The following is a 19,873-nucleotide window of genomic DNA, read 5'->3' on the forward strand; positions in this document are numbered from 1 at the left end:
TCCTGAGAACACCATGACCACCGATCACACCAGCCGCGACCGCTCCACTGCCCGCATCCTCGGGGTGTTCCTCGCGGTGCTGTCGATCCCCGTTCTCGTTGGAGGTTTCTCCGCCGCCCAAACGATCGACCTCGCGCTCGGCACCGCCGCCGGCGCCGCCCTGTTGCTGGCGGCCGCCGTGCTGATGCTCTACGGTAGTCGCGACCGCTCCAGGAAAGCGCGGAAGCGCTGACCGAGCCGCCTCAGTCGGTCCCGGCGATCACGCCGAAGATCGCGCTGGAGGAGGCGGGCCGCCTGCTTGAGCGCGCTCGGCGGCGCCGACTCAGGGGCGGCCGGCCCCTGGCCCTGGAACTCGTGTACCTGCCCCACTGGCTCGTCGTCTATGAGGCGCTGGAAGCCGATGCGGCCGGACGCGTGAACTCTGACGAGCAACTCGCGATTCTCGTCTGCCGGTTGAGCGGCCAGGCGGCACACATCCGGTTACAGGACGTCAACGTTGCGCCGGGACCCGAGCCCCTGCCACCCGAGCTCGAGCCCGTCAAAGCGGAAGAGCGGGCGGCCGATTTTGCCGGCCGCGTCCTGCTGATGGCCGCCCGAGGCAAGCGCCGCCGGAAACGCGGCCGCCTGCTCCGCTCCGAACCGTGCTGCTACCCGTACTGGGTCGAGTACGTGGAACACGGCCGCCATGTCGACTTCCACGCCGTCGACGCCGTCTCCGGGAAGCGAGCCGGCGCCGCCGTGCGCGGCGCGATCGCGCAGGGCATCGCCGGCGGCGGATAGCCCGCCCTACGAACTCTCCCTGCTTACAGCGAAAGCCCTGTGACGATCATCAGGACAAGGGTGCCCATGGAGATGGCGAACCCGTGCACGAGGAGAAGTACAAACTCCTTGACTGTGGTCCTGAACCACCCCTCTTCGTACGCCCGCCGAAGCGACAGGAAGAGCGCGACGAGAATCGCGAGGAAAGCGAAGCTGGACAGCGGTGGCCACAGGAGTTCCCCTGCCCTCCCGGCGATGAACACAAGGAAGGCGGCGGCGTGGAAGTGGAGCGCGAAGACGAGGTGCGGAACATAGAACCGCTCGCGACGGCGATACATCAACCGCAGGAGAGCAGCGAAGAGTGGTACCAGGGCGAAGAACATCCAAGGCAGCCGCCGCACGAAGAGGGCCTCGAAGCCCTCCGTGTCCTCCATGATCGGCCGCAACACGCGATCAACGAGCCATCCGGCTTCCTCATCCGCGTCTTCCGACTCCGTGATGGAGAACCGGACGGGAGCGCCCGGGCTGTCGCCCTCGGTGTCGACGATGTTGCCTCGGGCCACAACCGCGAGCAGAAGGAAGGTGAAGAAACTGACGAACAGGTAGAGGCGCAGCGGCGCCACGTAGCGGACACGCCGCCCCTGCCAGTACTCGACGGTCAGCAACCCCGGACGGAAAACGAGAGCGATCAACGTACGCCAAACTCGCGAGTCGAACGAGAACAGGCCGTCCATGGCGTCGCGGATGAACTGCCCCACCGATGTATGCAGGTCGCCGGCGCGCTGGCCGCAGGCGGCGCAGTAGCTGTCGACCTGGTCGGAGCCGCAGTTCGGGCAGACCTCGATCTCAGCTGCCTTCCCCTCCAGCGCCGACTCGACGCTCCGGATGACGACGTCCTCGCCAGGAATCTTCGCCACGCCTCATCATCTCACGGCGAACCGCCAATGCCTCTAGACTTAGCGCCTTCCCGAACAGGAGGTCTCCATGGCATCAGCCTTCGACACGCCGACAACCATCTGCGGACCGCTACGCTCCCCCAAACAGATGCTCGCCGAGCAGGAGTACGGCGGGCACCTGTCGATCCACGACGACTCGACCGCGGAACGGATGGGCTTCCAGGCCGGCGGCCCCATCGAAGGACCGACCCACTTCAGCCAGTTCGATCCCCTCCTCTACGGCCTGTGGGGCAAGGAGTGGTTCGAGACCGGCTGCCTCAGCGCTCACTACCGCAACATGGTCATTGAGGGCGAGCACGTGCGCGCCTACGTCGAACAGCCGAAAGGCGGCCAGACCCAGGTCCGCATCCGGGCTGAGAAGGCCGACGGCACGGAAGTGCTGATCGGCACCGCCTCGATCGGCGGCGATGTCGAATCCTCCGAGATCGCGACCCGGATGGCCCGGCTGCGGCCGCCCGGGCCTCTCGTCATCATGCGCGACCTCGAAGTCGGGATGAAGGGCAAGGGCCTGGAAGAAGTGAGGATGGACTTCGACCAGCACATGGGGAAGCTCTATCCGTTCAGCCTCAACCAGAAACTGGGCGCGATCACGGAGCCCTCACCCTGGTACACCGAAGACCAGGGGGGCGAATCGCCCTGGGGACGGGCCATCATCCCGCGCGAGATGCTCAGCGTGCTGGCCGGCTACTCGAATCGTAAATCCGGCTTCCTCACCCGCGGCCCGGCCCTTGGGCTCTTCGCGGGCCAGCAGATCCGGATGATCAACGGCCCCCTGTTCGTCGGTCACGACTACCTGCTCGACCGCGAAATCGTCGCCCTGAGCGAGAGCCGGCGCACCGAGTCGTACTGGGTCAGGACGACCTACCTGGACGCGGAGTCGAGAGAGCCCGTCGCCGAGATGATTCTCAACCACGCAACCCTCAAGCACTCCTTCAAGGGTTACGACGAAGAACGGGCGGCGATGGCATGAACGACATGCGTGACACGAAGACGGAGCCGATCCACGGCGAGATGACCTACGACGAGTCGGTCGCCCACCTGACCGCCCCGGGCGCGGACTGGGAGCTGGTGACCGAAACGGTGCGCGGCGTCGACTACCAGGTGTTCAAGAACCTGCCCCCGACGCTCCGCCAGGTCTACGACCAGGCGCGCGAGGACCACGGCGACAAGGACTTCCTGGTGTTCCAGGACACCCGGCTGACCTACGCCGAGGCCTACGAGCGAGCAGCCGCCATCGCCCACCAGCTGATCCACCGATACGGCGTGAAGAAGGGCGACCGGGTGGCGATCGGCATGCGGAACTTCCCGGAATGGGTGATCGCCTTCATGGCGATCACGTCGTCCGGCGCGATCTCCGTCTCGCTGAACGGCTGGTGGTCGGGCGAAGAGCTCGAGTACGGCTTCAGGGACTCCGGCGCCAGGCTCGCCTTCTTCGACCAGCAGCGCTACGAACGGGTGGCGAGCAAGCTGCCGGGCCTCGGCGTCAAGAGCATCGGCGTGCGCTGGGAAGAGGAGCTCCCCGAGGGCGTCGACGACTTCGAGGAAGTCTGGCGTGAAGCGACCGGTCAGCCGATGCCCGACATCGACCTGGGCCCCCACGACGACGTGACGATCCTCTTCACTTCCGGTACGACCGGGTTCCCGAAGGGGGCCGTCTCCACCCACCGGGGCGTCCTCAGCGGCATCGGCAGTTGGGGCTTCTACGGCGCCCAGCGGATCGCCATGGGCCTGCTCGAGGAACCGGAGGAGAACCCCGAGTTCCAGCCCTCGATCCTGATGCCTCTGCCCCTGTTCCACGTCAGCGGCAGCCACGCCGGTCTCCTCGCCTCCTTCGGGGTCGGCCGCAAGATCGTGATGATGTACAAGTGGAATCCGGAGATCGGCCTGGAACTGATCGAGCGCGAGCGGGTCACCTCCTTCAACGGCGTGCCGACGATGACCTGGGAGATGCTTCAGTCGCCGTCGCTCCAGGAGCGCGACCTGCGCAGCCTGATCGCCGTCTCCGGCGGCGGCGCGCCGATCCCCGGGGGCATGGTCGACCGGCTGCAGGTCCTGATGCCGGACAAGCACTGGTCCTTCGGCTGGGGGATGACGGAGACGAACGCCGGCGGCGCCGGCAACACGGACGAGGGCCTGGTCGAGAAGCCCGACAGTTGCGGCAAGCCCTGCCCCATCGTCGAGTTGAAGATCATCGACGACGACGGCAACGAACTGCCGTCCGGCGAGCAGGGCGAGCTGATCATGAAGTCGTCGATGAACATCCGCGGCTACTGGAACCGCCCCGAGGCCACGGCCGAGACGATCCAGGACGGCTGGCTGCGCACCGGCGACATCGCCGAGATCGACGAGGACGGCTTCCTCTACATCCGCGACCGCAAGAAGGACATGGTGCTCCGCGGCGGCGAGAACATCTACTGCGCCGAGATCGAGCGGGTCGTCTACCAGCATCCCGCAGTCTACGAGGCCGCAGCCTTCGGCGTCCCCGACGACCGGCTGGGCGAGGAACTCGCCGTGGTCGTCGTGCCCAAGGACGGAACGCAACTCGACGCAGCGGATGTGCGAGTCCACGTCGGCGAGCATCTCGCCCGCTTCAAGGTGCCGCGCTACGTCTGGCTGCAGGACGAGCAGTTGCCCCGCGGCGCCACCGAGAAGATCCACAAGCGGACCCTGCGCGACCAGATGCTGCGCGAGGCTCCGGAGTTTCAGTGACCGCGGACATCATCCGGATCGAACCCGGAGATCCCGCCGACCCGGCCTTCGCCCGCCTGCACGAAGCGCTCGACCGCGAACTCGGCGAGCTCTATCCCGCGGACAGCATCTACAGCGTCGAGCCGGACAAGCTCGACGCCCCTGGCTGCTGCCTGCTCCTCGGCCGCACCGGCGACGGCGAGGCCGTGGCTTGCGGCGCCCTGCGCCGCCTGAGCGCCGAGCGGGCCGAGATCAAGCGGATGTACGTCGTCCCGGAGTACCGTGGGAAGGCGCTCGGACGCCGCATCCTGGAGGAGCTCGAAGCCCGGGCAGCGGCTTTCGGCTACGAGTCGCTGCGCCTCGAGACGGGAGAGCGGCAGCCGGCCGCGATCGGCCTCTACCGCTCCTTCGGCTACGCCCAGATCCCCTGCTACAACGAGTACGCCTACGACCCGCACAGCCTCTGCTTCGAGAAGAAGCTGAAGCAGGTCTAGCGGCCTCCGGCGGCGCTAACATCCGGCCCGATGGCCACGAGCCGAGCAAACGAGACCCTGGGCCGGCGCCGGGCCCTGCAGGTGATCGGCGGCGCCGCGGCACTGCCGTTCCTGCCGGCGGAGCTGTTCGCGAATCCACACATCGCGCATCTCCACCTGCACCCGCAACAGGAGACGGCCGGCGAGCCGCCTACGCTGACCGTCCTCTCGGAACATCAGGCGCGCACTCTCGACGCAATCGCGGAACGTATCCTGCCGGCCACCGACACTCCGGGCGCCGGCGACGCCGGGATCCCGGCCTTCGTCGACCGGCTGCTGGAGGGCTGGCTGCCGGACGCGGCACGGGATCACCTGCTCGCCGAGCTCGACCGCTTCGACAACCGCGCCCGCGAGCATTACCCCGAGGCTGCCGGCTTCGTCGACCTTGAAGGCCCGGCGCAGGACGATCTTCTGACCGAGGCCCAGGACGAAGCGATCGCCCAACGAGACGGCCGCGCCTTCTCGCGTAGTGTGAACCGGCTCCACGAGCAGCCCTTCTTCGACCTGGTCAAGTGGCTCACACTGTTCGGCTACTACACCTCCGAGGCCGGCATGAAGTCCGAACTCGGCTATCGCATCGTTCCCGGACGCTGGGACCCCTGCGTCGACATCGAGGACGCCTGAAGCCCTGCGGATACACGAAGCAATGGTCCAGATCATCGAACGTAAGACCTGGGATGCGATCGTCATCGGTTCCGGCATCACCGGCGGCTGGGCGGCGAAGGAGCTGACCGAGAAGGGCCTGGAGACGCTGGTGCTCGAGGCCGGCCCGCCGGTCATTCCCGAGCGCGACTACAGCGAGCACACGCCGCCCTGGCAGATGCCCTACCGGGGGCTCCGGGACCGCAAGCACCAGGCCGAGCGTCAACCGGTCCAGAGCCGCGCCGCCGCCTGCGACGAGTGGTCGGGGAAGTTCTTCGTCGACGACATCGACAACCCGTACTCGATCGGCGAGGGCGGCCAGGAGTTCCTGTGGATCCGCGCCCGCATCGTCGGCGGGCGGTCCCTGCTTTGGGGACGCCAGAGCTACCGCTGGAGCGACCTGGACTTCGAAGCGAACGCGCGCGACGGCTACGGCACGGACTGGCCCATCCGCTACCGCGACCTCGCACCGTGGTACGACCACGTGGAGTCGTTCGTCGGCATCGCCGGCCAGCCCGAGAACATGCCGCAGCTTCCGGACGGGAAGTTCCTGCCGCCGATCGCCCAGACCTGCATGGAGGAGCGCGTCCGCGAGGGCCTCGACCGCGCCTTCGGCGGCACGCGCCGGTTCACGCCGGCGCGGGTTGCTGTACTCACCAGACATCACCTTGGCCGCCGCGCCTGCCACTACTGCGGCATCTGCCGCCGCGGCTGCATCAGCAGGTCGTACTTCTCCAGCCTGAACGCCACGCTGCCGGCGGCCGAGGAGACCGGCCGGCTGACCGTGCGCCCCAACAGCGTCGTCCGCAACCTGGTCTACGACGAGCAGACGGATCGCGTCAGTGGCGTTCACCTGATCGACGCCGAGTCCATGGAGTCGATCGAGGTGCGCGGCCGCATCGTCTTCCTGTGCGCGTCGACGATCGAGTCGGCCCGCATCCTCCTGAACTCGAAGACTCCCCGCTTCTCCGAAGGCCTGGCGAACTCCAGCGGCCAGGTCGGCCGCAACCTGATGGACCACATCTTCCAGGTCGGCGCGAACGGGAACCTGGACGGCCTGGAAGACAAGACGACCTTCGGCCGCCGGCCCAACTCCTGCTATCTGCCGCGCTTCGTCAACCTGGACGGCGACCGGGCCGAAGCCACCCGTGAGAAGAGCTTCCTGCGCGGCTTCGGCTATCAGTGCGGCGCCCGCCGCGGAACACTGTGGCAGGGCGGCATCGGCCAGCCCGGCTTCGGCGCCGACTACAAGGCGAGCCTGCGCGGGCTCGCGCCCTGGCGTCTGAACTTCAGCGGCTTCGGCGAAAACCTGCCGAACCCCGACAACCGCGTGACAATCGACCCTGAGCTCGAGGACCGCTGGGGCATCCCCGCGGCGCGGATCACGATGAGCTACGGCGAGAACGAAGAGGCGATGCGCGAGAGCATCCAGACCCGCGCCGCCGAGATGCTCGAAGCGCTCGGCGCCAGGAACATCCGCACCTTCAACCGCAACTCCCTGCCCGGCTTCGCGATCCACGAGATGGGCACGGCGCGGATGGGCCGGGATCCCGCGACCTCCGTACTGAACGGCTGGTGCCAGTCCTGGGACGTGCCGAACCTGTTCGTCACCGACGGCGCGGCGATGGCGTCGTCCGCCTGCCAGAACCCGAGCCTGACCTACATGGCGCTCACCGCCCGCGCCTGCGACTACGCGGTGCGACAGATGCGCCGCCTGGAACTGTGACGTGCCGGAAGAAGGCGTCAGATCCGGCCGCGCAGGCATCTTCAATGCGCCCGATGACGGGCGCATGGACTGGCTCGCGGGTGACGCGGTCCGCGCCACCCGGGGATCTATGATTCTGGGAACCGAACGGAGAGGAGCAACTCCCATGTGCCCGAACTACCGAATCGCAAGAATCGCACTCGCCAGCATCTGCGTCCTCGCGTTGACAGCCGGCCTCACCGGCTGTGCCGGTGACCCCGGCCCGCCGCCAACACACACCTTCGAAGAGGTGGCCCCCGGCGTCTACTTCATCGTCGGTACGGGGTCCATCTTCGTGCAGAGCAACGCGATGCTGGTCCTGAGCGACGAGGACGCCCTGGTCGTCGACTCCCACGTCACGCCGGCCGCGGCGCGCGCCCTGCTCACCTCGATCGCCGAAGTCACGGACAAGCCGGTCACGCATCTCGTCAACACGCACTACCACTTCGACCACGCCCACGGGAACCAGGCGTTCCCCGAAGACACCGCGATCGTCGGCCACGAGTTCACCCGTGCGATGCTGATGACGGACGTGATGAGCCAGCCGACCGCCTCGATCTTCACCGGGAACATTCCGAACCAGATCGCCGCCTGGAAGGAGGAGGCGGACGCGATGAAGGACGGCGAGGAGAAGGACCAGAAGCTCAACGAGATTCGGGCCCAGGAGGCCCACTACGTGGCGATCGGCGAAACGGACCCGACGCCGCCCAACGTCACCCTGACGAGCCGCATGACGATCCACCGCACCTTCGAGGGCCGGGACCGGCCGATCGAGCTGCTCCACCTCGGTCGCGGCCACACCGGCGGCGACGTCGTCGTCCTGCTGCCGAACGAGCGGGTCGTTTTCACCGGCGACCTCGTCCTCGCCGGTGCCGCGTACATCGGCGACGCCTACGTTGACGAGTGGCTCGACACCCTCGACCGCTTCGAGGAGCTCGAGTTCGATCTCATCCTTCCCGGCCACGGCCCGACCTTCAGCGACATGGCCCAGGTCGATGCCCTCAGGCAGTTCCTGTCCGACTTCTGGAACCAGGCGTCCGCCGCCCACGAACAGGGTCTGAGTCCCGAGGAAGCGATCGCCGAGATCGAGTGGCAGGGGTTCCTGGCTACCGCGCCGGACGCCCTGAAGATCCACTGCGTCCAGACGGCTTACAGCAGGATGGACGCCGACGGAGACCCCGAAAACAGCGATTCCGCATAGGGCGGCAGGACTCGGGGAACACGTGCCGATTTCGCTAAGTTCCGCATTTTGTGGTATTTACAACGAAACACCGTTAGCATCCTGGCATGGAACAGCAGCAAGTTGCTCCCCTCTCCGTAGGCGTTTCCGCGCTCGACCGCGCGGTGGAACGGGCTAGCGGCTGGCTGCTGGAACGGTACGGCGAGGAGGTCGAATGGGCGATCGAGGACCAGTTCCTGATCGGCCTGGACGACCAGGAACGGATCGACCTCGAAGAGCAGCTACAGACCCGCAGCGGCCGCGATCAAACCACCTTCTTCGCCAACGCGATGAGTTGCCTTCTCGCCCAGGGGCGCTTCGAGCCGGACGCCGAAGAGGGCGATTGCCGCTCCTTCAGCTTCGCCGACAAACTGCTGGGAGCGGGCGGTCTATTGCTGGAGGTGACGGAGCGTCGCTGGCTGGAGGCACTGGTCGGAAGCCGGTTGCAGCTCTACCGCATCGGTTCGGAGAACGGCCTGATCGCACTGGAGGAGGTGACCAGCCGCCAGGAGGTCCTGGTCGAACCACATCCGGCGATGGAGCCCCTGGGAGACGGCGACCTCGTGGGCACACGGGTCGTGGCCCTGGACGACGAGACAACGGGACGTCTCTGCGGAGTCTTCGGCTTCCCTGCCGGCGCCGCCGAACGTGGACTCGTCGAGTTGGTGGAAACAGCCGCAACGCACCCGCGCAGCAGCCGCGGCGAGATCCTCGGCATCGCCGAAGTCGTCGCCACTGCCTGGCTTCGTTCCTTCCTCCCCGACGCTTCGACGCGCGGGCCGCAGGCAGTCGTCGATGGTGGCCCCGAGGCACCCGGCAAGCGCCGGATCCTGGAGTGGCCGGTCTCCGGCGACTGACCGAGGCGGCGGCGGGGAACGCCGCCCACAGTTCGAGGTTTCAGGGCGCCGCCGCTCGTCTGATCCTGTGCTGGTTCGCGGCCAGCTCCGCGACGGTCGCGGCACAGGAACCGGCAACTGAGATCGCCACCGGTCCAGTAGCGATTCGCAGCTTCCAACTCACGACACCGTACGAGATGGCAGGCAGCGGCATCGACCCGGAGGTCGAGGTTCGGGTCGAGATCGACGCGACCGGGAAGGTCTCCGACGTTCACGTGCTCGCGATCGACCCGCCGTCCGAGTTCGACGACCTGCTCCGATCGCACGTCGAGACCCGGGTCGGCGGATGGCGCTATGGACCGGCTCGGGATGCGAACGACAACCCCGTGGCCTCGACCCTTTCCTGGCGCATGAAGTTCCAGAGCCCCGATTCCCGCGGGAACCGGGTCGCCGACGAGCGCGGACGGCCCGACCCGGAACTCGGAGTCCTGGTGCGGCTCGGCAGCCTGCCCCTTTCCACCCGGCCGCTGACCCGCGAACAACGCGGACGCGCACTGACCCGGGCCGTCGAGGCAGCCGAGAAGTACATCGACCGGGAACACCGGCGGCGCCGCGAGACGCCGCGCTTCATCGTGATCAGCGACGCCGAGGACGAATCGCAGATCGAGATCCTGGCAGGCAACATGGAGGCCGTCTTCGAGGTCTTCCACCGGCTCTTCGATCCGCACCTCGAGCCGTTCGCCGAGAACTTCAAGACCGTCGTCTATCTCTACAGCCGGCAGGAGAACCTGGAGCGTCTGCAAACGCAACTGGGCGGTTCCGGCTTCGGTACCGGCTTCTACCGTTCGCCCGGGTTCCTGGCCTTCCACCAGGAGGTCGAAGATTCCGACTACCTGCTGCACACGATGCTCCATGAGGCCTTCCACGCATTCCGGGACAGCCACCTGACCGCGCCCGGAAAGGAGCTGCCCCGATGGGCCGAGGAGGGGCTGGCCGAGTACTTCGGCAACTCGAAGATCGAGAAGGGCCGCCTGATTCCCGGCGAGATCAGCCATGGCAAGTACGTCATCTTCCACGCCGCCCCTGTCCGGCGCCTGCGAAGCAGGGCAAACTGGAGTCTGCGGGAGGCCCGCTCGGACCTCCGAAGCGGCGACGCGCCGACCGTGACCGAGCTCATGGAAGCGGGCCGGGACACGTTCTATGGCGAGCGCTACCGGCAGTACTACGGATTCTCGTGGTTGTTCACGCACTTCCTGCAGCACGGCAGGGAGGAGTGGGAAACGGAGAAGCCGTTCGCCAGCATGCTGCTCTACCTCACCGAGGGCTACTCGGGACGCGACGCGATGGCGGCCGCGTTCGGGTTCACTTCCGAGGAAGTTCAGGCCGAGTTCGAGCGCTACGTCCGCAGGTTCTGACGCCCCGTTCACCCGTCGCCCAGCGCGTCGTACGCCTCCTTGTGCCTGCTGGCTTCGGCCTCGAGTCCGAGCGACCTGTAGCAAACCCAGAGTTGGTAGTGGGCGTGGCGACGCTCCGGGTCCAGTTCGAGAGCCCGCAGAAGCCGCGGGATGGCCTCCTCCCATCGTTCCAGGCTGACCATCGCCATGCCGCTGAAGAAGAACGTATCGGCCCGCTGATCGTTCAGCTCCGAAGCCCGGTCGAGCGCCTGCCAGGCCTCTTCCCAGCGCTCCGCCCGGTAGGCCGCGAAACCCAGGTTGTACCAGACGGCCTCCAGGTGTCCCAGTTCCCCGACCGCCCGTTTCAATAACTCGATCGCCTCGTCGAAGTTGCCCGAGGCCAACTGGTTGGCACCCTCGTTCAGCAGCGACTGCGGGTCGCTGACGGATTGCCATCTGTCCGCGACCGCGGTCTGATGCGCGGTCCGCTCCTCCACCGTGCCGTAGAGGTGAACGAGCGCGCCCCCGGCTTCCACGCTGGGCCACCCCTGGGACGGCGCATGTTCCTCCGCGAGGCGGAAGAGGCGCTCCGCCTCCTCGAGGCGGCCGGAGTCGCGCAGGCTCCAGGCCGCGGCAAGAACCTCGGCGGCATAGTTGTTGAGCGCGAGGGCATCCTCGCGGTCGATCTCTCCGGCGAGGACCTCGAGCTGCTCGCTTGCGTCCTCGACGCGACCCGCGCGAGCGAGGGTCCGAGCGTAGAGGGAGCGGACGGTCGGCCCTCCGTTCTCCGCCATTTCGGCAAGAAGCTCGGCGGCTCTGTCCCAGTGCTCCTGAATGCTGAGAAGGCGCAGCAGCGCCCAGGCGATCTCCTCGTTCTTCGGTTCCATCGCCCGGAGCTCTCCCAGGGCCTCCGTCGCTTCCGCACGATCCCCGAGGCGCTGGGAGAGAAGCGCCTTCAAGCGCAGGAAGCGCGCACGGTCGACGTCGGGCGACGACAACCGCCGTTCAACGAGCCGGCGGGAGGCGAGCAGCACCGTCTCGTCCGACTCGTCTTCACGGGCGATGAACTCCAGTACCCCCGGCGGCGGTGCCGAGGCGGGGTCATCGAAGGCAGCGATCAGGTCCTTGCGAACCTCCTGGATCTCCCCTTCGGGGAGCGGATTTCGAAGATGCGCCCGAAGCAGGGCGAGCAGTGCGGTGGTCGGCTGGTTGCACTCGTTGCGGGCTCTCCTCAGCCACGCCGCCTCGACGTCCGGCTGCGACTTGAGTTCCGCGATCCGGGCACTGCGCAGCAGGCGGAGGCACTGGACATCCGGCATTTCGCCGGACGGGTCGGCAGGAGGCTGGGCCGGCGACATGGCCGGCGTTCCGGCCAGCAGGGGAAGGAGGAGCGCGCTGCGCGCGACGCGGCTCGCGCGCCTTCGGCTGCCGGCCCTGCCCCCGGCGATCACTTCGTCAGGCCGTCTCGACCGCCGCGGCCATCCGCTCCACGATCTCCTCGAGGATGGCCCGCGAGGTGGCGAAGTTGAGCCGCGTGCAGCGCTCGAATCCGAGCGGCGAACCCGGTGGGCCGAACTCCGCGCCGTCGTTGAGCGCCACCTTCGCCCGTTTCAGGAAGAACCGGGACGCCGGCATCGGCAGGTCGAGTCCGCTGCAATCGAGCCAGTACAGGTAGGTCGCCTCCTGCGGACCGTGGACGATCCCTGGCAGGCGGCGGTTCAGGAACTCCGTCAGGAAGGCGCGGTTCGCGTCCAGGTAGGCGACGGCTTCCTCGAGCCACGGCCCGCCGTCGCGCCAGGCCGCTCTCGCCGCCTCGACGCCGAGGATGCCGGGATGCGCGAGAACGAAATGCGGCAGCTCGTCGAACCGCTTCTTGAGCTTCTCGCTCCCGAAGACGAGCAGCGCGAGTTCCAGGCCGGCCAGGTTGAACGACTTGGTCGCCGACGTGATCGTGACCGTCCGCTCCCTGACCTCGGGGCCCAGGGTCTCGAACACCGTGTGCTCGTGCCCGGGGAACACGAGCTCGTTGTGGATCTCGTCGGCGAGGACGATCAGGTCGTGCTCGATCGCCAGTTCGGCCACCGCCTCCAGTTCGCTCCGCGTCCACGACCGGCCGCTCGGGTTATGCGGGTTGCAGAGCATGAACAGGCGGGTGTCCTCGTCGATCGTCGCCCGCAACTGGTCCAGGTCCATCTCGAACCGTTCCGCCCCCCGACGGAGCGGTGACTCCACGAGCCGCCGGCCGGTGCCGGAGACCGCCTCGAGGAAGGGCGGGTAGATCGGAGTCTGGATCACGACCCCCTCGCCCTTCCCGGCGCCCAGCATGACCGAGAGGTCGAGCCCCTGGAGCGCGTTGACGAGGAAGCGAATCCGCTCCGGCTCAATCGTCCAACCGAGCTGCTCCTCCATGCGCTGGCCGAAGATCTCCGGCAGGTTGCCGATCTCGGGCGGTTCGCAGTAGCCGAGGTCGGACGTCTCGACGAGACGCCGCACGACACGCTGGATCGGCTCCGCGATGGGGTAGTCCATGTCCGCCACCCAGGCCGGCAGAATGCCGCTCCCGTTCGCGGTGTAACGGCTCCACTTGAACCCGGTGCGGGCCTCCAGGTCCCCGATCCGGAGGCCGTCGAACTGGTCCTTCACCGACACGGGCGCAAGCTATCAAGCGCTGCCAGGAACTGGCGCGGCAGGAACTGGGTGCGCCGGCGTCCTCGCCGGCTTCCAGCAAGCTGCGCCGCGTAGCGGCGACGATCCTGCTGCGCTAGGGTGCGGCCCCATGGCGCTGAAACTCGGACTTCAACTCGGCTACTGGGGAGCGGGACCGCGTCCGGACTTCCTCGACATCGCCATCGAGGCCGAGGCGCTCGGCTACGACTGTGTCTTCACCGCGGAGGCGTGGGGCTCCGACGTGTTCACGCCGCTGGCCTGGATCGGCGCCCACACGTCGAAGATCCGCCTGGGCACCGGCATCGCCCAGATCTCGGCGCGCACGCCGGCCTCGACGGCCATGCATGCGATGACACTCGACCACCTGTCGAAGGGCCGGGTCATCCTCGGTCTCGGCGTTTCCGGTCCGCAGGTCGTCGAGGGCTGGTACGGACAGCCCTTCGGCAAGCCGCTGTCCCGCACCCGCGCCTACGTCGAGATCATCCAGAAGATCCTCGCCCGCGAGGAACCCGTGACCCAGCACAGCGAGCACTACCCGCTCCCCTACACCGGCGAAGGCTCCTGGGGACTCGGCAAGCCGCTCCGATCGATCGTCCATCCGCTGCGTTCCGATCTCCCCATCTTCCTCGGCGCCGAAGGGCCGAAGAACGTGGCTCTCGCCGCCGAACTCTGCAGCGGCTGGCTGCCCCTCTACTACTCGCCTTACCGGCCCGAGGTCTATGCCGAGTCCCTGGCCGGCAAGCGCGACGGCTTCGAAATCCCCTACGGCGCCCGCCTCCGCGTTCATGACGACATCGCCGAGGCCCTACTGCCGATCAAGCAGTCTCTGGCCCTTTACGTCGGGGGCATGGGCGCCAAGAAACGCAACTTCCACCGCGAACTGATGGCCCGCATGGGCTGGGAGGAAGACTCCCTGCGCATCCAGGAACTCTTCATGACCGGCAAGCGCGAAGAAGCAGTCGCCGCCGTCCCCGACGAGTTCGCCGACGAGATCTCCCTCGTCGGCTCAGCCGAACGGATCAGGGACCGCCTCCAGGCCTTCGAAGACAGCGACGTGACGACACTGATGGTCGGCGCCGCGAGCAAGGACGAGCTGCGGCAGGCCGCGGAGATCGTGCTGGGCTAAGAGACGAGGTTCCACGACGCGTCGAATGCCACGAACTCCAACGAGATGGGAGGAACCATGATGAAGACCCCAACACCCCTGATGGCTAACATGGTCGCCGTTCTTGTCATCGGTCTCTGTCCGGCGATTCTTGCCGCTCAATCCACTAACCTGCCTCAAGAAAGTCCCGAGCGGTCCTCCAGCGACACGAGTGTCCGCAATGCCATCGTGGAAGGCCGGAACCTCACGCCTGAACAGGTCGCATCGCTCGAAGCGAAACTGGCCATGGATCCGAGTGATGTAGCTGTGCGGACGCAGCTTCTCGCCTACTACGGAGGGTCGCGTTCGTTTCGCGATCAGTCAGCGAAGGAAGCGAAACGCGAACACGCGCTGTGGTTCATCCGCAACTCGCCCGACTCGGAAATCCTGGGAACGCCTCCTTCACAGATACACCACATCCTTGACTCGGAGGGCTATTCGGAGGCCAAGAAAGCCTGGATGAGTCAGATCGACCGTGAACCTGAGAACGCCAAGCTGTTGGGACACGCGGCCGAGTTCTTTAAGTTTGGTGACCGTAGGACCTCCATCAGAATGCTAGAGCGGGCCCAATCGCTCGATCCGTCCAACCCGGAATGGCCGAGAAAACTCGGGCACCTTAACAGCTTGGGAGCGCTGGGACCGGAGGGAGGCGATCTGAGGACTTCCGAGAAGGCGCTTGAGCACTTTCAAAAGGCGTACGGGCTTGCAGACGGACCGCTTCGAGATTCCCTTCTAGAAGACTTGGCGAAAGCAGCGTTCTCGGCGGATCAGCTCGACCAGGCCCATCACTATGCTGAGCTCATGCTGCAAAACACCGAAGCGGGATGGAACTCTGGCAACCGTGTCCACCACGGCAACCTCGTCCTGGGTCGAATTGCACTACGAGCGGGCAACATCGAAGAAGCGAGATCTCGGTTGGTTGCCGCCGGGAACACAACGGGTTCCCCCCAGCTCAATTCATTCGGACCGAATATGTCACTCGCCAAGGAGCTCCTTGAGATCGGTGAACGAGAGGTTGTCTTGGACTACTTCAGGCTTTGCTCAAGATTCTGGGACTCAGATCGAGCGAAGGACAAACTGGACAAATGGGGCGTGCTGGCTGCGGCCGGCCGGATCCCCGACTTTGGCGCGAATCTCTATTACTGATTTGTCTCTCCGCGCGCGGTCTCTCCCCGCGCGCTTGCGAGCTGCTACCGACGCGCCGCCTGGCAGGCGGCGAACTCGGCGCCGACGTCCGGGAACTCCGCCTCCAGCAACGGCAACGACCCGATCTCCGGGCCGGCGCCGTGCTGGCCGCTGGCGAGTCGGGTGCTCATGTTCGTGAACGTCTCGAGCAGCGTCTTCGCGGTGCGCGGCGTCACGACCCGGGCGCCCATGCCGAAGGGAGGTTGGGGGTCGCTGACGGTTTCCTGGACGACGTGGACCGTTCCATCTTCCTCGCCCGGGGTCAGGAGCCAGCGGGTGCGCATGCAGAGCACGCGCTTACCCTTGAAGGCAGGCGCCTGATCGTCCGCGCCGATCATGTCGCCGATTGCGCGGCCGTCGGCGGTCCGCCACCACGCCGCGCTGTTCATCGAGATCCGCCGGGTCATGCCCTTGCCGGAGACGCGCTGGCGAAGGGTCTGGAATGGGGCGTCGAGTGGCTCAGCGGTTTCTTCGGTGCACATGGCCTGCCAATCGGGGCACGCCGCCGCATCGTCCAGCAGAGCGATGACCGCCGACATGGAGCCGGGAACCGTCATCTCGGCCCGCACGAGAGGGTAGCCGGCGTTCTCGATCGGACAGGATTCGACTGTCACCGGGCCTTCGGCTTCCAGGGGCTCGCATTCGGCAACGGCGGTGGCGGGCAAAGCGGCAAGCGCCACGAAGCCAAGGAACAGTCTGCAGCGTCTCACATCAACCTCCGATCTCGGATTCCGGCAACGCAAAGGCGACCAACTCATCAGGAATCCGGCGGTTGCGGGCGCCGCCGCCAGCGATGACGATGTACTGCCGGCCTTCGTGCATGTAGGTCATCGGCGGACCGTGCAGCCACACATCGGTCGCCACTTCCGCAAGCACCTCGCCGGTCGCCTTGTCGTAGGCGCGCAGTAAACCGCCGCTGCTGGTTCGGGGATCCTCTTCGTCCCGCAGCGCCAGGAAGCCGATCAGCAGCGTGCGGGTGACGAGCAGGCCGCCGTCCGCCGGCATGCCGATATAGGAGGTGCCCATATCCGGCAGGTTCAGGTGGGCGATCGCCGGGTGGTTCTTGGGGCCGGGACCGACGGGGACCTGCCAGAGGTGCTCGCCACGATTCAGGTCGATCGCGGTGATCGTCCGGTAGGGCGGCTTGGTCAGGGGCAGGCCCTGGGGACCACCCGTATTGACGTAGGCGATCACGTAGCGCCAGTCGGGGCCGCGGGCCCGATCCGGCTCGATCAGGGACATGCCCGTGGGGCGGTACTGCGACTCGACGAAGAGCACGCCGGTCATCGGATCGACGGACGCTCCGGGGTGGTTCGCGCCGCCGGCCGCCCCCGGCACAACCATCACGCCCTCCTTCCCCCCCTCGCCCTTGACGATCAGGGGCGGGAACATCGGCGCCAGCACCAGCTTCTCGGCGATCTCGAGCGCCTCCTCCCGCAGTTCCGGCGTCCAGTCGATCAGGTCGTCCTCGCTCACGCCCTGCCGCTCGAAGGCCGGCGGCTTCGTCGGGAAGGGCTGGGTCTCCGCCAGCTTCTCGCCCGGCACCGTCGACTCGTGGTTTACCGGCCGGTCCTCGATCGGCCAGACCGGCTCGCCGGTGGCCCGGTCGAAGACGTAGGTGAAGCCCGTCTTCGAGACCTGGGCGACCGCCTTGATCAGCTTGCCGTCGACGACGATGTCGAGCAGGTTCGGGGCCGAGGCGATGTCGTAGTCCCAGATGCCGTGGCGGACGGTCTGGAAGTGCCAGATGCGCTCGCCGGTGTCCGCGTCGACGCAGACCAGGCTCTCGGCGAACAGGTTGTCACCCGGCCGGTCGGCCCCGTAGTAGTCGTTCGACGGCGTGCTGGTCGGCAGGTAGACGTATCCCAGTTCGTGATCCGCGCTCATCGACGTCCACACGTTCGCGTTGCCGGCCGTCCGCCAGGACTCGTTCTCCCACGTCTCGACCCCGTACTCGTCGTCGCGCGGGATCGTGTTGAAGCGCCACTTGAACTCGCCCGTGTGGACATCGTAGGCACGCACATGGCCGGGCGGCGCGTCGCTCCTGATCGAGTAGTCGAAGATCTTCGAGCCGACGATCACGCTGTTGCCCACCACGATCGGCGGCGCGCCGTGCGTGACGTGTCTGATCGCGTACTCGCCCGGGCCGAGATCCTGCGCCAGGTCGACCACGCCGTCCTCACCGAACGCACGGTCGGCCAGGCCCGTGGCGGCATCGATCGAGACGAGCTGGCGGCCGATCGTGGCGACGAACAGGCGCTCCTTCTCGCCGTCGGTCCAGTACTCGATGCCGCGAGCGCCCACCGGCCGCATCGTCGTGCCGCCACGCTCCCAGGTCTTCGGGTTGTAGACCCACTTCTGCTCACCCGTCACCGGGTCGAGCAGCGCCACCTGGCCCAGGCTGGTCGGTGCGAACAGGCGGCCGGCGATCATCAGCGGAACGGAACGGTAGAACCCCGTGTCGTAGCCCGGCAGCACGTCCAGCGGCACGTCCTGGTCCGCCGTGCGCCAACGCCAGGCGATCTCGAGCCGGCCGAAGTTCGAGCCGTCGATCTGGGTGAGCGGCGAATAGCGGCTGGACGTGTGGTCGCCGCCGTGGTGCTGCCACTCTCCGGACAGGGACCGGCCCTGCTCCCGGGTCTCTGCCACGACGGGCACGGACGTGAGCCCGATCGACCAGACGACGCCCAGTCCAGCGATGCGAAGCAGGTTCATCGGATGCGCTAACCTAGCGCACAACGAACCTGACAGAAAGGCAGTTTGCTATGCCCGAGCAAGAGATGACCCGCCGCAGCATGCTGGGCGCCACGGCCGCAGGCGCGGGCCTGATGATCGTTCCCCGCCACGTGCTCGGCCGCGGTCAGGAAGCGCCGAGCGACAAGCTGAACATCGCCGCCGTCGGAGCTGGCGGCAAGGGCCGCAGCGATATCGAAGGCGTCGCGAGCGAGAACATCGTCGCCCTCTGCGACATCGACTGGAAGCGCGCCGAGCAGGCGATGAACGCGCATCCCGATGCGCCGCGCTATCACGACTACCGCGAGATGTTCGACCGGCATGGCGACGAGCTCGACGCCGTTCTGGTGTCGACCGCGGATCACACGCACGCCGTGATCACGGCGGAGGCGCTCAAGCGCGGTCTCCACGTCTTCACCCAGAAGCCGCTGACGCGAACGATCTGGGAAGCCCGGATGCTCGGCGAGTTGGCACGCAAGGCGGGAACCGCCACCCAGATGGGCAACCAGGGCCACGCGGGCGACGGAACGCGGCTGATCCGGGAGTGGATCGAGGCCGGCGTGATCGGCGAAGTGAACCGGGTGGAGTACTGGACGAACCGGCCGATCTGGCCACAGGCGATGCAGCGCCCCAAGGAAGTCCACGAGGTGCCCGAACACGTGAAGTGGGATCTCTGGCTCGGCCCCGCAGCCGAAAGGCCCTACCACTCCGACTACTACCACCCGTTCGCCTGGCGCGGCTGGTGGGACTTCGGTACCGGCGCCATCGGCGACATCGCCTGTCACGCCATGGACGCGGCCTTCTGGATCTTCGATCTGAGAGATCCGTCGTCGATCTACGCGGAGTCGACGCAGTTGTTCAGGGAGACCGCTCCCGCCGCGACCCGGATCACGTTCGAGTACCCGGCGCGCGGCAACCGCCCGAAGATGACCGTCGTCTGGCGCGACGGCAACCTGAGGCCGGCCAAGCCGAAGTTCTACGAAGGCAAGTGGCCCCCCGGCAACAGCGGCCAGTTGTTCGTAGGCACGAAGGGCGTCATCGTCGACAACATGTACGCCAGCAAGCCCCAGCTCCACCCCGCGAAGCTGCACGAGAAGATCGAGAAGAACCCGCGGCCCGAGAAGTACGAGCGGACCGAGGGCCACTACAAGCAGTGGCTCGCAGCGATCAAGTCGGGCACCACGAACCCGGACGGCTCCAACTTCCCCGATCACGCGGGTCCGATGACCGAGACCGCCCTGCTGGGCAACCTGGCGGTCCGCTCCCAGCAGGAGATCGTCTGGAACCCGAAGAAGCTGAAGGTGACGAACGGCGTCGACGTGCCGCGGGAGTACATCCAGCCCGCGTATCGGGACGGCTGGGCGCTGTAGTAG

The 19,873-nt window shown here is 67.1% G+C and carries 18 protein-coding genes; 13 read left to right on the forward strand and 5 right to left on the reverse strand.

Translation table 11 applies throughout. The annotated features are described in order from the left end of the window. Window positions 1-13 precede the first annotated feature (13 nt). Window positions 14-232, forward strand: a complete 219-nt coding sequence (locus tag OXG83_08735; protein ID MCY3965111.1) for a hypothetical protein — start codon at window positions 14-16, stop codon at window positions 230-232. Between the two features lie 122 nt (window positions 233-354). Beyond that, entirely contained in the window at window positions 355-780 is a 426-nt protein-coding gene (locus tag OXG83_08740) for a hypothetical protein (GenBank protein ID MCY3965112.1), read from the forward strand. A 23-nt stretch (window positions 781-803) separates the two neighbouring features. Here the strand turns inward: OXG83_08740 and OXG83_08745 are convergent, their stop codons facing one another. After that, window positions 804-1,676: a DUF3667 domain-containing protein gene (locus OXG83_08745; protein MCY3965113.1), complete on the reverse strand. Its 873-nt coding sequence runs from the start codon at window positions 1,674-1,676 to the stop codon at window positions 804-806. A gap of 67 nt (window positions 1,677-1,743) precedes the next feature. On the opposite strand from OXG83_08745, the gene OXG83_08750 reads away from it, so the two are divergent. The 8 genes from OXG83_08750 (at window position 1,744) to OXG83_08785 (ending at window position 10,792) form a co-directional block, all read left to right on the forward strand. Beyond that, window positions 1,744-2,685, forward strand: coding sequence for a hypothetical protein (locus OXG83_08750; GenBank protein MCY3965114.1), 942 nt, complete (start codon window positions 1,744-1,746; stop codon window positions 2,683-2,685). Next, on the forward strand, window positions 2,682-4,424 hold the full coding sequence (locus tag OXG83_08755) for a class I adenylate-forming enzyme family protein (protein ID MCY3965115.1): 1,743 nt from the start codon (window positions 2,682-2,684) through the stop codon (window positions 4,422-4,424). Before OXG83_08750 ends, OXG83_08755 begins: the two co-directional genes overlap by 4 nt. Then, entirely contained in the window at window positions 4,421-4,897 is a 477-nt protein-coding gene (locus tag OXG83_08760) for a GNAT family N-acetyltransferase (protein ID MCY3965116.1), read from the forward strand. Before OXG83_08755 ends, OXG83_08760 begins: the two co-directional genes overlap by 4 nt. Before the next feature lie 30 nt (window positions 4,898-4,927). Next, window positions 4,928-5,560, forward strand: a complete 633-nt coding sequence (locus tag OXG83_08765; protein MCY3965117.1) for a gluconate 2-dehydrogenase subunit 3 family protein — start codon at window positions 4,928-4,930, stop codon at window positions 5,558-5,560. Window positions 5,561-5,582: 22 nt separating this feature from the next. After that, the gene (locus tag OXG83_08770) at window positions 5,583-7,304 is read left to right on the forward strand and encodes a GMC family oxidoreductase (GenBank protein MCY3965118.1); all 1,722 of its coding nucleotides are present in this window, start codon (window positions 5,583-5,585) and stop codon (window positions 7,302-7,304) included. Window positions 7,305-7,449: 145 nt separating this feature from the next. Next, the gene (locus OXG83_08775; protein ID MCY3965119.1) at window positions 7,450-8,523 is read left to right on the forward strand and encodes an MBL fold metallo-hydrolase; all 1,074 of its coding nucleotides are present in this window, start codon (window positions 7,450-7,452) and stop codon (window positions 8,521-8,523) included. Between the two features lie 86 nt (window positions 8,524-8,609). Continuing rightward, complete coding sequence (locus tag OXG83_08780; GenBank protein MCY3965120.1) at window positions 8,610-9,398, forward strand: hypothetical protein; 789 nt, start codon at window positions 8,610-8,612, stop codon at window positions 9,396-9,398. Continuing rightward, window positions 9,377-10,792, forward strand: a complete 1,416-nt coding sequence (locus OXG83_08785; protein MCY3965121.1) for a hypothetical protein — start codon at window positions 9,377-9,379, stop codon at window positions 10,790-10,792. The genes OXG83_08780 and OXG83_08785 overlap by 22 nt, the downstream gene beginning before the upstream one ends. Before the next feature lie 8 nt (window positions 10,793-10,800). Here the strand turns inward: OXG83_08785 and OXG83_08790 are convergent, their stop codons facing one another. Together OXG83_08790 and OXG83_08795 are read right to left on the reverse strand one after the other, a co-directional pair. Further along, window positions 10,801-12,129 carry a tetratricopeptide repeat protein gene (locus tag OXG83_08790; GenBank protein ID MCY3965122.1) on the reverse strand — a complete coding sequence of 443 codons (1,329 nt, stop codon included), beginning with the start codon at window positions 12,127-12,129 and terminating at the stop codon, window positions 10,801-10,803. A 97-nt stretch (window positions 12,130-12,226) separates the two neighbouring features. After that, complete coding sequence (locus OXG83_08795) at window positions 12,227-13,420, reverse strand: aminotransferase class I/II-fold pyridoxal phosphate-dependent enzyme (protein MCY3965123.1); 1,194 nt, start codon at window positions 13,418-13,420, stop codon at window positions 12,227-12,229. Window positions 13,421-13,553: 133 nt separating this feature from the next. Between OXG83_08795 and OXG83_08800 the strand changes: the two genes are divergently transcribed. Together OXG83_08800 and OXG83_08805 are read left to right on the forward strand one after the other, a co-directional pair. Continuing rightward, window positions 13,554-14,564 (forward strand): LLM class F420-dependent oxidoreductase, encoded by a 1,011-nt coding sequence (locus OXG83_08800; GenBank protein ID MCY3965124.1) that lies wholly within the window; start codon window positions 13,554-13,556, stop codon window positions 14,562-14,564. A 57-nt stretch (window positions 14,565-14,621) separates the two neighbouring features. Then, a complete protein-coding gene (locus OXG83_08805) occupies window positions 14,622-15,728 on the forward strand; it encodes a tetratricopeptide repeat protein (GenBank protein ID MCY3965125.1) in 1,107 nt (368 codons plus the stop codon). Window positions 15,729-15,772: 44 nt separating this feature from the next. Here the strand turns inward: OXG83_08805 and OXG83_08810 are convergent, their stop codons facing one another. Both OXG83_08810 and OXG83_08815 read right to left on the reverse strand, forming a co-directional pair. Then, window positions 15,773-16,477 carry a hypothetical protein gene (locus OXG83_08810; protein MCY3965126.1) on the reverse strand — a complete coding sequence of 235 codons (705 nt, stop codon included), beginning with the start codon at window positions 16,475-16,477 and terminating at the stop codon, window positions 15,773-15,775. Between the two features lies 1 nt (window position 16,478). Next, a complete protein-coding gene (locus OXG83_08815; protein ID MCY3965127.1) occupies window positions 16,479-18,482 on the reverse strand; it encodes a PQQ-binding-like beta-propeller repeat protein in 2,004 nt (667 codons plus the stop codon). 50 nt (window positions 18,483-18,532) lie between these two features. Between OXG83_08815 and OXG83_08820 the strand changes: the two genes are divergently transcribed. Beyond that, window positions 18,533-19,870 carry a Gfo/Idh/MocA family oxidoreductase gene (locus OXG83_08820; protein MCY3965128.1) on the forward strand — a complete coding sequence of 446 codons (1,338 nt, stop codon included), beginning with the start codon at window positions 18,533-18,535 and terminating at the stop codon, window positions 19,868-19,870. The last annotated feature ends 3 nt before the right edge of the window (window positions 19,871-19,873 follow it).

This window comes from Acidobacteriota bacterium, from assembly GCA_026707545.1.
Taxonomy (GTDB): Bacteria; Acidobacteriota; Thermoanaerobaculia; order Multivoradales; family Multivoraceae; genus Multivorans.

Bases quoted from the DNA above. Each gene is read 5' to 3' on its own strand.
- OXG83_08735 (MCY3965111.1), top strand. From the start codon at position 14: ATGACCACCGATCACACCAGCCGCGACCGCTCCACTGCCCGCATCCTC.
- OXG83_08815 (MCY3965127.1), bottom strand. From the start codon at position 18,482: ATGAACCTGCTTCGCATCGCTGGACTGGGCGTCGTCTGGTCGATCGGG.
- OXG83_08755 (MCY3965115.1), top strand. From the start codon at position 2,682: ATGAACGACATGCGTGACACGAAGACGGAGCCGATCCACGGCGAGATG.
- OXG83_08770 (MCY3965118.1), top strand. From the start codon at position 5,583: ATGGTCCAGATCATCGAACGTAAGACCTGGGATGCGATCGTCATCGGT.
- OXG83_08750 (MCY3965114.1), top strand. From the start codon at position 1,744: ATGGCATCAGCCTTCGACACGCCGACAACCATCTGCGGACCGCTACGC.
- OXG83_08820 (MCY3965128.1), top strand. From the start codon at position 18,533: ATGCCCGAGCAAGAGATGACCCGCCGCAGCATGCTGGGCGCCACGGCC.
- OXG83_08780 (MCY3965120.1), top strand. From the start codon at position 8,610: ATGGAACAGCAGCAAGTTGCTCCCCTCTCCGTAGGCGTTTCCGCGCTC.
- OXG83_08790 (MCY3965122.1), bottom strand. From the start codon at position 12,129: ATGTCGCCGGCCCAGCCTCCTGCCGACCCGTCCGGCGAAATGCCGGAT.
- OXG83_08765 (MCY3965117.1), top strand. From the start codon at position 4,928: ATGGCCACGAGCCGAGCAAACGAGACCCTGGGCCGGCGCCGGGCCCTG.
- OXG83_08805 (MCY3965125.1), top strand. From the start codon at position 14,622: ATGATGAAGACCCCAACACCCCTGATGGCTAACATGGTCGCCGTTCTT.
- OXG83_08775 (MCY3965119.1), top strand. From the start codon at position 7,450: ATGTGCCCGAACTACCGAATCGCAAGAATCGCACTCGCCAGCATCTGC.